This is a genomic window from Pseudomonas vranovensis DSM 16006, assembly GCF_000425805.1.
GTDB classification, from domain to species: Bacteria; Pseudomonadota; Gammaproteobacteria; order Pseudomonadales; family Pseudomonadaceae; genus Aquipseudomonas; species Aquipseudomonas vranovensis.
In genome coordinates, this window is sequence record NZ_AUED01000035.1 from 1 (window position 1) to 12,014 (window position 12,014).

The 12,014-nt window shown below is 59.3% G+C and carries 8 protein-coding genes and 1 pseudogene; all 9 read left to right on the forward strand.

Going from position 1 to position 12,014, the window contains the following annotated elements; translation table 11 throughout:
- Positions 1 to 193: hypothetical protein (locus H621_RS28860; protein ID WP_209420955.1), on the forward strand; the 193-nt coding region annotated here is incomplete at its 5' end.
- A 195-nt stretch (positions 194 to 388) separates the two neighbouring features.
- Positions 389 to 1,555, forward strand: coding sequence for an efflux RND transporter periplasmic adaptor subunit (locus tag H621_RS0119355; protein ID WP_028944969.1), 1,167 nt, complete (start codon positions 389 to 391; stop codon positions 1,553 to 1,555).
- Positions 1,552 to 4,728: an efflux RND transporter permease subunit gene (locus H621_RS0119360; RefSeq protein WP_028944970.1), complete on the forward strand. Its 3,177-nt coding sequence runs from the start codon at positions 1,552 to 1,554 to the stop codon at positions 4,726 to 4,728. The genes H621_RS0119355 and H621_RS0119360 overlap by 4 nt, the downstream gene beginning before the upstream one ends.
- Positions 4,725 to 6,218, forward strand: coding sequence for an efflux transporter outer membrane subunit (locus H621_RS0119365; protein ID WP_028944971.1), 1,494 nt, complete (start codon positions 4,725 to 4,727; stop codon positions 6,216 to 6,218). Before H621_RS0119360 ends, H621_RS0119365 begins: the two co-directional genes overlap by 4 nt.
- 59 nt (positions 6,219 to 6,277) lie before the next feature.
- Positions 6,278 to 8,833, forward strand: coding sequence for a heavy metal translocating P-type ATPase (locus H621_RS0119370; RefSeq protein WP_028944972.1), 2,556 nt, complete (start codon positions 6,278 to 6,280; stop codon positions 8,831 to 8,833).
- A 64-nt stretch (positions 8,834 to 8,897) separates the two neighbouring features.
- Positions 8,898 to 9,917 (forward strand): 2Fe-2S iron-sulfur cluster-binding protein, encoded by a 1,020-nt coding sequence (locus tag H621_RS0119375; RefSeq protein ID WP_036990132.1) that lies wholly within the window; start codon positions 8,898 to 8,900, stop codon positions 9,915 to 9,917.
- 1 nt (position 9,918) lies between these two features.
- Positions 9,919 to 10,176, forward strand: a complete 258-nt coding sequence (locus tag H621_RS28540; RefSeq protein WP_156905635.1) for a hypothetical protein — start codon at positions 9,919 to 9,921, stop codon at positions 10,174 to 10,176.
- Between the two features lie 84 nt (positions 10,177 to 10,260).
- The gene (locus H621_RS0119380) at positions 10,261 to 10,455 is read left to right on the forward strand and encodes a heavy-metal-associated domain-containing protein (RefSeq protein ID WP_028944974.1); all 195 of its coding nucleotides are present in this window, start codon (positions 10,261 to 10,263) and stop codon (positions 10,453 to 10,455) included.
- A 346-nt stretch (positions 10,456 to 10,801) separates the two neighbouring features.
- Positions 10,802 to 10,920, forward strand: a pseudogene (locus H621_RS28545) (OprD family outer membrane porin); the annotation flags it as partial.
- Positions 10,921 to 12,014: the final 1,094 nt, after the last annotated feature.

The following is a 12,014-nucleotide window of genomic DNA, read 5'->3' on the forward strand; positions in this document are numbered from 1 at the left end:
ATCTGACTCATGGGATGGAGGGCTTGTAGAGGGCAGTTGGACGGAGGGCTATTTCAGCACAGGTCAGACGGCCTGTGCTGACTTGATCGGAGAATCCGTAGCGAGCGATCAGTTGGGTCTGAATAAACCAGGCTTGTCATCGGCTCTATTTCAGATCTGTGCCGGTGCAGCCCGCATTTCGATCATTCTTTAGATCGCTGCTTGCGTGGGAGTTGCTCCGTCGACTCCAACTGTCCCCTAAGGCATTAGGGTATCCACTTCTTCGCCAGATAGCCCGTAAAAACCCCAAATAAGTGTTGACCTTCCTAGAGCGGTAAGTCCGATAACTGATGCACTAGCTGTTTCAGAACAGCAATTTCAAGGCGAATCCAGCCCAGGAAGGCACACGATGAAGCACAACTGTATAACTCTGATCTCTGCGACGCTGGGCCTCGCGCTCATGCTTGTTGGCTGCAAGGAGACCCTGCCGTCGGCCGCATCGGCTCAACCACCGATGGTCCCGGTCGCGGAGGTGATAGTTCGCTCCTTGACGCCTTTTGCCGAGTACACTGGCTCGCTTACCGCTGTCGAGCGGGTCGAACTGCGCCCACGTGTGTCTGGCTACATTCAAAACGTCAGCGTTCCAGAAGGTCGGCTGGTTGAAAAAGGCGCCCAACTGTTCTTCATTGATCCACGGGAATTTCAGGCTGCTGTGAATGGGGCCATGGCGCGCCTGCGCGAAGCTGAGGCGGCATCCTTGCTGGCGCAGGCCGAACATGCCCGGACTGAGCAGTTGTACGCAAAGAAAGTCGTGGCCCGTGACCGCCTGGACTCTGCGATTGCCTCGCGCAATGCCGGCAAAGCTCAGGTCGATGCTGCCAAGGCTGCGTTGGAGGCGGCGCAACTGGACCTGAGTTTCACGCGCGTCACCGCGCCGATCCGTGGCCGCGTTGGCCATGCACAAGTCACGGAGGGCAACTATGTCACCCATGGCGTGACGCCGCTGACCACCATCGTTTCAGTCGATCCACTGCACGTGTATTTCGATGTCGACGAACGCACCTACCTACGCTCCCTTGCACCTAGCCGAGCCAAGGCAATTGCCGATGCCTCGCAGGCGCCGAAAGTCATGGTCGCGCTGCTTACCGACAAGGCCTATTCACGCCCAACCCGTCTCGACTTCCTTTCCAATGCCGCCGACCGTGGCACCGGCACGGTGCGGGTCCGTGCAATAGTCGATAACCCTGATGGTCAGCTGACGCCGGGACTGTTTGCCAAGATCAAACTGGATACAGGTGCGGCCCAGAGTCAGGTGTTGGTATCCGATCAATCCATCGGCACCGACCAGGGCAGCCGCTACGTGCTGGTGGTCGGGGAAGGTGACAAAACCCAATACCGGCCTGTCGAACTCGGGCCGATGGTCGACGGCCTGCGTGTCATCAATCAAGGACTGCAAGCCGGGGAGCGAATAGTCGTCAAAGGGCTGGTTCGCCCGGACATGCAGATTACCCCTCAGGTTGCCGCGATTGATGGTACGCCGCTCGATATGTCGCAAACCGTGGGAGTCGCGCCATGACTTTTCCGCGTTTCTTCATTGATCGACCGATCTTTGCCATCGTCCTGTCAGTGTTGATGATGATTGCCGGCGTGGTGGCGTTCTTCCAGTTGCCACTGAGTGAATACCCAGCCGTCACGCCACCCACAGTGCAAGTGACCGCCGCCTATCCGGGCGCCAACCCTAAGGTCATCGCCGAAACGGTCGCCGCCCCCCTTGAGCAGGCGATTACCGGGGTGGAGGGTATGCTCTACATGTCGTCGCAATCGGCCACCGATGGGCGCATGATCCTCACTGTTACCTTTGCCCAGGACACGAATGCCGACATGGCTCAGGTTCAGGTGCAAAACCGCGTATCACGGGTGCTGTCGCGGTTACCTGAGGAAGTGCAGCGTCAGGGTGTGGTTACACAGAAGACCTCGCCAGACATTCTGATGGTGGTGCACTTGCTGTCCCCCGACAAACGTTACGATCCCCTGTACATCTCGAACTATGCCTACCTGCAGGTGCGCGATGAGCTCTCGCGTATTCAGGGCGTCAGCGATGTGCTGGTATGGGGCGCCGGTGAGTACAGCATGCGCCTTTGGCTCGACCCCAACCTGATTGCCGCCCGTGGGCTGACTGCGGGCGATGTGATTGCCGCCGTGCGCGAGCAGAACGTGCAGGTGGCGGCCGGCTCTGTTGGTCAGGCGCCTGATTCCACCGCTGCATTCCAGATCACCGTGAACACCCTCGGGCGTTTGAGCGACGAAGAACAGTTTGGCGACATCATTATTCGCACCGGTGACAACGGCCAGGTGACGCGCCTGCGCGATGTCGCCCGCGTCGAGATGGGCGGTGATGCCTACGCGCTGCGCAGTCTGCTCGACGGTGAACCGGCGGTGGCCTTGCAGATCATCCAGAGCCCAGGAGCGAACGCGCTCGATGTTGCCCAGGCGGTGCGCGATACCGTACAGCGGCTTGAGGGTAATTTCCCCGCAGGGCTGACCTCACGCATTGCCTATGACCCCACGGTGTTTGTGCGCGCTTCGCTGGAAACAGTGGCCACCACCTTGCTCGAAGCAATCTTGCTGGTGGTCATCGTGGTCGTGGTGTTCCTGCGCAGTTGGCGGGCTTCGTTGATCCCGCTGATGGCCGTGCCGGTGTCCCTGGTCGGCACATTTGCCGTCATGCACCTGATGGGCTTTTCCCTCAACACCCTGTCGTTGTTTGGTCTGGTGCTTTCCATCGGCATTGTCGTTGACGATGCAATCGTTGTGGTCGAAAACGTCGAGCGTCATATCGAAAATGGCGAGCCACCCACCCAGGCAGCAAGGCGTGCCATGGATGAGGTAACCGGTCCGATCATCGCCATTACGTCGGTGCTTGCTGCGGTGTTTATCCCGACCGCGTTTCTTAGCGGGTTGCAGGGCGAGTTCTATCGCCAGTTTGCGCTGACCATTGCCATTTCGACGATTCTCTCGGCGGTTAACTCGTTGACCCTAAGTCCGGCGCTCGCCGGCATGCTGTTGCGCCCGCGCAAGGCTGGAATTGTACGTGACCCGCATAGCCTGCGGGGCCGTGTTGTTCGGGTGCTGCAAGCGTTGGGCCGACCGTTCCAACGCGCCCCGGGTGCGTATGGCAACACGGTGCGCAAGGTGGTGCGGGTCAGCGGGGTAGCACTGCTGGTGTATGTCGGGCTTCTGGGGCTGACGTACTTTGGTTTCCAGGCAGTGCCGCCAGGCTTCGTGCCGATGCAGGACAAGTATTATTTGGTCGGCATCGCCCAGCTGCCAAACGCAGCATCGCTAGATCGCACCGAAGCAGTGGTCAAACAAATGTCCCAGATCGCACTGGCGGAACCCGGCGTTGAAAGCGTGGTGGCGTTCCCCGGTTTGTCGATCAACGGCTTCGTCAACGTGCCGAACGCCGCAGTGATTTTCGTCATGCTCGATCCGTTCAAGGACCGTGCGACGCCAGATCTTGGCGCAACGGCAATTGCCGGGCGCCTGCAGGCGCAGTTCGCCACCATCCCGGACGGCTTTCTCGGGGTGTTCCCGCCACCACCGGTCCCCGGCCTCGGGGCGACCGGTGGCTTTAAAATGCAGGTCGAAGACCGTGGCGGCGCGGGGCTGGAGGCGCTGGTTCAGCAGACCCAGATCCTGATGATGAAAGCCACCGAGTCAGGCCAGTTGGCCGGGCTGATGACCAGCTTTGACATCAATGCGCCGCAGCTCGATGTGGTGATTGACCGTACCCAGGCGAAAAGCCAGGGGGTGAAGCTGGCGGATGTCTTTGAGTCGCTGCAGGTCTATCTGGGCTCGCTGTACATCAACGATTTCAACCGCTTTGGTCGCACTTACAAGGTGACCGCGCAAGCCGATGCCGAGCATCGCATGCAGGCCGAAGCCATCGGCCGCCTGCAGGTGCGCAACGAGGCCGGGGCGATGTTGCCGCTGTCTTCGTTTGTCACGGTCTCGCCGAGTTCCGGACCCGACCGGGTCATTCGCTACAACGGTTATCCCTCGGCAGACATCACCGGCGGTGCGATGCCAGGGGTTAGCTCAGGACAAGCAGTTGCGGTCATGGAGCGTCTGGCCAAAGAGGTGTTGCCCGAGGGCATGAGCTTTGAGTGGACCGACCTGACTTACCAGCAAAAGCTGGCCGGCGACAGCGCGTTGTTCATTTTCCCGCTGTGTGTGCTGCTCGCTTATCTGATCCTCGCGGCGCAATACAACAGCTGGCTGCTGCCCTTGGCGGTCTTGCTGATTGTGCCGATGTGTTTGCTGAGTGCGATTATTGGTGTGTGGCTGGTGGATGGTGACAACAACGTCTTTGTCCAGATCGGCCTGGTCGTGCTTGTTGGTCTGGCGGCCAAGAACGCAATCCTCATTGTCGAGTTTGCGCGAACACTTGAAGCGCAGGGATCAAACACCCTGGAGGCAGTCATCGAGGCCTGCCGATTGCGCCTGCGGCCGATCCTGATGACCTCGCTTGCCTTCATCGCCGGCGTGGTGCCGTTGGTATTGGCCAGCGGCGCCGGGGCCGAGATGCGTCAGGCTATGGGCGTTGCGGTGTTTGCCGGAATGCTCGGGGTGACGGTGTTTGGCTTGTTCCTGACCCCTGTTTTCTATGTGCTGATCCGTAGGCTGACGGCGCGTGTTGAGGCGTACAAAGCCAAATCGCAGCCGCGTCTGGAGGAGCGTACGTCATGAGAAGTCCCTTTCAGAATCTGTTGTTGCCGCTCAGCGCTGCTGTGCTGTTGGGCGGGTGCGCTGCGGTAGGGCCGGATTATTCTTCGCCTTCGGTAACGCCACAGTATCCCTTCAGTTTCGGCGAGACCTCTGCAGGTCTCGGTCCGGGAGAGGTTGAAATCGAGTGGTGGCGCGCCTTTGATGAGCCGGCCCTAGTGACCTTGATTCAGCGTGCACTGGCTGCCAACCATGACATCGCCATCGCCGCCGCGCGCCTTGAAGAAGCCAAGGCCATCCTGCGCGAGAACCGTCAGGACTTTCTGCCCAGCGGCGGGCCTGCCTTCGGTTATGAGAGCTTCAAACGTAGCGACGCTGAAACACCGCTCGGACAGGAGCGGCATATCGAAACTTATCGCGCTTCAGTCGATGCCACGTGGGAAGTCGACTTGTTTGGTCGCGTACGCCGATCAGTGGAAGCGGCGCAGGCTCAAGCAGGGTCGCGTGAGGCGCTGTTGCGCGGTGTGCAGGCCAGCGTCGCGGCGACGGTGGCGGCGACCTGGTTTGAGTTGCGCGGCCTCGAAGTTGAGCTGGCGGTCGTCGATGACATCAGTAAAAGCCAGCGCGAAAGCCTGCACATGGTCGAACGCCTGATCAGCGCAGGTTCCGCCCACGAATTCGACCGGCTGCGCGCCGAAGCGTTGTTGCGCAATGTCGAGGCCACCGCGCCGGACCTTGAACGCCGCCGTGCCGCCTCCAGCAACGCCTTGGCGGTTCTGCTCGGCGAAGCACCGCAGAGTTTCAGGTTGCCCGCTGCTGCGCCGGAAGCGCAAACCCTGACCATTCGAACGATTGGCGTAGGTAACCCCGCCGGGCTCCTGGCCCGGCGCGCCGACATCGCCGCAGCCGAACGCAACCTGGCTGCCGCCACGGCGCAGATCGGGGTTGAAACTGCTGGTCTGTACCCTGAAGTTCAGGTGCGCGGTTCGCTCGGGTTGGTTGCCGGGAGTCTCGATGCATTGAACGATTCTGGAGCACCTTCGAACTTCATCGCCCCGGTGATTCGCTGGTCGCTTCTTGATCGTGGGCGGGTGAGGGCGAGGATTGCTGCCAGCGAGGCACGCAGCCAGCAAGCGCTGCTGCTCTACGATCAGACGTTGCTGCGCGCTTTGCAGGAAACCGATGATGCTTTCAAAGGCTATGGTGCGGCGGGCAACACCCTGCAACTGCGGCTGCTGGAGTCCGCCGCCAACCGCGAGGCTGCGCGCCTTGCGCGGGAGCGCTTTGCTGAAGGTGAGGGTGTTTACCTTGATGTGTTGGAGGCTGAACGATCCGACTTCAGCAGCCGACGTGCGTTGGCGGTTGCCCGCACCAATCAGCGGCTGGCGGTTGTCAGCATCTACAAGGCGTTGGGTGGTGGTTGGGAGGTTTGCGCGCAGCCGGATCAGGACTGTAGCGGTGCGGGTGACAGTAAAAGCTTGTCATTTGCCAAACAAATCAACGCCAGGCCTTGACCTTCCCCTCTTGGGAGGCTTCAAGCTTTTCATCAACAGCTCATTAGAGGGGTAATCCAATGGCTTCCGTTGCGGTTCAACCAGGTTCCAATGCTTCCAAGTCTTCCAGTCGTCTGAGCCTGCCGGTCGACGGCATGACCTGCGCTTCGTGTGTAGGTCGCGTCGAGCGTGCACTGAAGGCGGTGCCCGGCGTGGATTCAGCCGCGGTCAACCTTGCCACCGAGCGCGCCGACATCACCTTCAGCGCCCAGGCCGATCCACAGGCGGCGGTCAGTGCCATCGAACGCGCAGGCTACAGCGTGCGCGAAGAGAGCATTGAACTGGCGATTGAGGGCATGACCTGCGCCTCGTGTGTTGGCCGGGTCGAGAAGGCGCTGAAGAAGGTGCCGGGTGTGCTCGAGGCTAACGTCAACCTGGCGACCGAGCGCGCGCGCGTGCGTTTTTTGGCCGGGCTGGTAGCCGCAGCCGACCTGGAAGCGGCAATCAAGCAGGCCGGCTACAGTGCTCGGCGTTTGTCTCCTGAAAGCAATAATGCCGGTGATGCGGACGGTGACCGCCGTGAGAGCGAAGCGCGCGGCTTGCGGCGCGCTTTAATGATTGCAGCGATCCTCACCTTGCCGGTGTTCATCCTAGAGATGGGCTCACACTTGATTCCCGGCATGCACCACTGGGTAATGGAAAACATCGGGCAACAGACCAACTGGTACATCCAGTTCGGGCTCGCCACCCTGGTGCTGTTTGGCCCCGGTCTGCGCTTCTTCCACAAGGGCGTGCCGGCCTTGCTGCGTGGCGCTCCGGACATGAACTCGCTGGTCTCGGTCGGTACCGCTGCAGCCTATGGCTACTCGGTGGTTGCCACCTTCGTACCCAAGGTGCTGCCACCAGGCACTGCCAACGTGTACTTCGAAGCGGCGGTGGTCATCGTTACCCTGATCCTGCTGGGGCGTACACTTGAGGCGCGGGCCAAGGGCAAAACCTCGCAGGCGATCAAACGCCTGGTCGGGCTGCAAGCCAAGACTGCGCGTGTCGAACGCAACGGCAAAACCCTCGAAACTGCGCTCGATGAGGTCACCACCGGTGACATCGTGTTCGTGCGTCCGGGCGAGAAAGTACCGGTCGACGGTGAGGTTATCGAAGGCTCGTCCTACGTTGACGAGAGCATGATCAGCGGCGAACCGGTGCCGGTCGCCAAAAGTGTGGGCTCCGAAGTTGTGGGCGGCACAATCAACAAGACCGGTGCGTTCAGCTTCCGCGTCACCAAGATTGGCGCCAATACCGTGCTGGCGCAGATCATTCGTCTGGTAGAGGAGGCCCAGGGCTCCAAGTTGCCGATCCAGGCCCTGGTCGACAAGGTGACCATGTGGTTCGTGCCCGCGGTGATGGTCGCCGCCACGCTGACCTTCCTGGTGTGGCTGGTATTCGGTCCGGAGCCAGCGCTGACCTTTGCCTTGGTCAACGCCGTAGCGGTGCTGATTATCGCCTGCCCATGCGCCATGGGTTTGGCTACCCCGACTTCGATCATGGTCGGTACCGGACGTGCGGCCGAGCTTGGCGTGCTGTTTCGCAAGGGCGAAGCCTTGCAGACATTACGTGATGTGAGTGTGGTAGCAGTCGACAAGACCGGCACCCTGACCAAAGGCCGCCCGGAACTGACCGACCTGATCACCGCCGAGGGCTTTGAATACGACGAAGTGTTGGCGCTGGTTGCAGCCGTCGAGACCCGCTCCGAGCACCCGATTGCCGAAGCCATCGTGGCGGCGGCAGAGCAGCGCGACCTCAAAGTCGATCCGGTTGAAAGCTTTGACGCAACGCCAGGCTTTGGTGTCTCGGCCACCGTCGCGGGGCGCACCGTCGCTGTCGGCGCGGATCGCTTCATGACCCAGCTCGGTCTTGATGTGTCGGGCTTCCTGGCCACTGCCAAGCGCCTCGGTGAACAAGGCAAGAGTCCGCTGTATGCCGCGATTGATGGCCGTCTGGCTGCCGTGATTGCGGTGGCCGACCCGATCAAGGAATCAACACCCGAGGCCATCAAGGCGCTGCACGCGCTCGGACTCAAGGTAGCGATGATTACCGGCGACAACGCAGCGACCGCCGCGGCGATTGCCAAACAGCTCGGCATTGATGAAGTGGCCGCCGAAGTCCTGCCCGACGGTAAGGTTGCGGCACTGAAGAAATTTCGGAGCGAAGGTGCGCGCGTAGCCTTTGTCGGCGACGGCATCAACGACGCGCCGGCCCTCGCCGAAGCCGACGTTGGTCTGGCCATTGGTACCGGGACTGATGTGGCGATTGAAGCAGCTGACGTGGTGCTGATGTCGGGCGACTTGCGCGGTGTGCCGAACGCCATCGCCCTCAGCCAGGCGACTATTCGCAACATCAAACAGAACCTGTTCTGGGCGTTTGCCTATAACGCGGTGTTGATTCCGGTCGCGGCGGGGGCGCTTTACCCGGTGAACGGCAGCTTGCTCTCGCCGATTTTCGCAGCGGCGGCGATGGCGCTGTCCAGTGTCTTCGTGCTTGGCAACGCACTGCGACTCAAACGCTTGCAGGCGCCGCTGTCGGTTGAATCACGCCCGCAAGCATCGGCAAGCAGCGGGGCCGTGGTACCGGCAAACTGACTTTTGATCATAGACCCCGGCCTGCGGGCCGGTGGTTGCAGAACCTGCTCAGAAGAGTGTCCTGATGAAACAGATTGAGATACGCCAGGCCGCACGGACCATCGCAGTGGCAGACGGCATGACGATACTGCAAGCGGCCCTCGCTGACGGTATCGATTACCCCCATGGTTGTCGCTCTGGCCGCTGTGGTTCGTGCAAAACACGCTTGATAAGTGGCGAAGTGGAGTTGCTTGAACATAGCCGCTTTGCCCTTTCGGACAAGGAGAAGGCTCAAGGGCTGACCCTGGCCTGCTGCGCAATCCCCCGAACCGATGCAGTCGTCACCTGGCTTGGTGGTGACGAGCATCTTGTGGCGCATCCCCGGCGTCGGTTGTACTGCCGGGTTAAAGCCCTCGACAACGCCACCCACGATATCAAGCGTGTTTGGCTGGATATCGGCGAAGCCGAGCCGCTGGCGTTTACCGCGGGGCAGTATGCAAGGCTGACTTTCTCGGGGGCACCGGCTCGCGACTATTCGATGGCCAGCGGGCCGGGGGAGCAAACGCTGGAGTTTCATATTCGAAGGGTGCCAGAGGGTGTCACAACCCAGCGTATTCACGGGCTGTTAACGCCCGACGACGTGGTAGTGCTTGAAGGGCCGTTCGGTTCTGCCTGCCTGCGCGAGCAACACGCCGGGCCGATCCTGTGCATTGCCGGCGGCTCTGGCCTTGCACCGGTCAAGGCGATAGTCGAAGCGGCGCTTGCTCAAGGTATGAAGCAACCGATCCACGTTTACTTTGGTGCGCGCAGCGAGCGAGACCTCTATCTGGTCGAGCATTTCCAGGGCTTGGCACAACGCTACCCGAACCTGAGCTTCATCCCGGTGCTCTCTGATGCCCCAGTCTCCGGGCGTTGGCGCACTGGCTACGTTACCGATGCGATTGCGCACGACCTGCAGGACCTGGATGGCTGGAAAGCCTATGTGGCCGGGCCACCACTGATGGTCGAGGCGGCAATGCAGATAACCCAGGCTCGAGGGCTACGCAGTGAGGACCTGCATGCCGATGTATTTTTTACACCTGTAGAACACTATGAGGACACATGATGTGAACAAGTTAGTTAGTGCGTTGCTGGTTGCCGGTATCGCTCTGGGTTCCAGTGCAGTCATGGCAAAAGGCGGTAATCCACACAACAATGGCAATTATGACTTAAAAAATATAGATGCTACGCCACTGTTTGTATGGCGCAATGGCAAACTGGTAAAAAACCCTCAATACGCAATCGAGCGTAGCAACGCCTTGGAAGAGCGTCAGGACGATTCCCGTGCTAAGGATGATTCCACGCAATACGAACAGATTAATTGATTATTTCGCTTCAAGGTATTTGACCTTGCCATCATGGCAAGCTCTATATTTATTTTAAACCCAGTTAATAGTCAGGAGGTCCAGATGCATAGTTTTCATGTTCCTAATATGACCTGTGGCGGCTGCGCCAGATCGGTTACCAACGCCCTGAAAAGCGTTGACGAAGATGCGAAAATCGAAACCAATCCGTCGGCCCGCGAAGTCAAGATCGATAGTTCGTTGGACAGAAACGTCTTTATACAAGTGCTCAGTGAAGCCGGCTATCCCGTCCAACAGTAACCCGTAGCATTAACACTACAGCAAATGCGTCCGGGCCCGGACCACCCATGCTTCACCTTATCAAAAGCGGCGATCGAGATCCTCTAATTAGTAAGTGGGAACTGCTGTCTCGTGAACCACCGTGCTTATTGCCCTTCCTGCGGGTCTTTTGGGGCATCTCATGATTAGCGCGGCCTTCGTTGCGCGTCTTCTCCAAAGTTTTATCAAAATCCGCTTGGAGGAGGGCGCGGATCTGTCGGTCAGACCTCAATACGCTCAAAGTGAATACGCTTGTTCATCAATTGATATTCTTGGAAGAAGTTTCCCGCTCATCTGGTGGATCCCACCTTTGTCCGTCCATCCACTAGCAAGCGTCGATAACAATGCTTTTGGTTCGATGTTCACCTATAGCCGCAGCGGTCACGCCTTCGGCCTGGTTTTCAAGACATGAGCGGCGACCCAGGTTTCGCCTACATCAACGGTACGGCTTGGTCAGGGGCATGGCTATAGCACTGCGCCGCGGCGAATGACACGTTGATGGCTGGTTCAATGCTTGATCCGTTCCTAGGTAGTTTTGAGATAGCAAAAAGTAAAGAAGCAAAAGCAGCTACGGCAGGGTGCCATAAATTCGTGTCGCGAGTAATAAGCTGGGCCTGCAGCCGGAGGGCCGGCTGCGGCTGCTTCCACTGACAGGTGCGAGGAGATGATGAAATTCCCGCCAAGGGAATCTGCGGGATCGTGCAGCGATCACGAAATAGGGCGCTAGCGCCTTGTCGTTCATCGGGCTAGCGGGCATTTCGATTCTCGTGCTATAGCATAATACGTCGCCAGCTAGGTGCTGATATTGGCGATATGAACCTTCCCTGCCATTCTAGCCTCCGAGAATACGGGGTGCCGCAGCACGAATCAGCAAGTGCCAGACCTTTCGCTTGGGGTTGTATGGTAGCAGCCCGCATACCGCTACCTGGCACGTGCACCAGCTCTACGGCAATCCCGTGCGCGTTGGGCGGATCCGAGATCTTGTTAGTGTTACCGACGACAAAATCATTATTCGGATAGAGCGTGATGTTAGAAACCAAGTACTGGGGCGACTGACGTGGCTGTACCTGGATGTTATTACCAGTGCAACGACTATGAATCCTGGCAGTTCCTATACTTCAGTAGCCATGAAGATGTTCCTTCATTGACTCGGGGCTCGAATTAAATACAGCCTGGAGGGTAGGACAGTTGGTACTGAAGCAATGGCTTGCCAGCCGCATCACCAATTTGGGCCCGTAGTCCCAGGATTCCACGCTTGCCTTCGAGCAATTTGCTGGCCTGCTTTTCTGATTTATCAGGGGTGACGGCGCATAGGCCGGGGATGTCTACCTTTCCTAGGGCAGTCCAATGAGCTTGGAGAGTGTCAAGAAAACCAGGGGAGTTTCAATGGAGTGATGCGGCCCGAGTAGAAGCGAGCCGCATTTCAGCTCTGCTTACTTTCTAGGAATTCTCCGATCAAGTCAGCACAGGCCGTCTGACCTGTGCTGAAATAGCCCTCCGTCCAACTGCCCTCTACAAGCCCTCCATCCCATGAGTCAGAT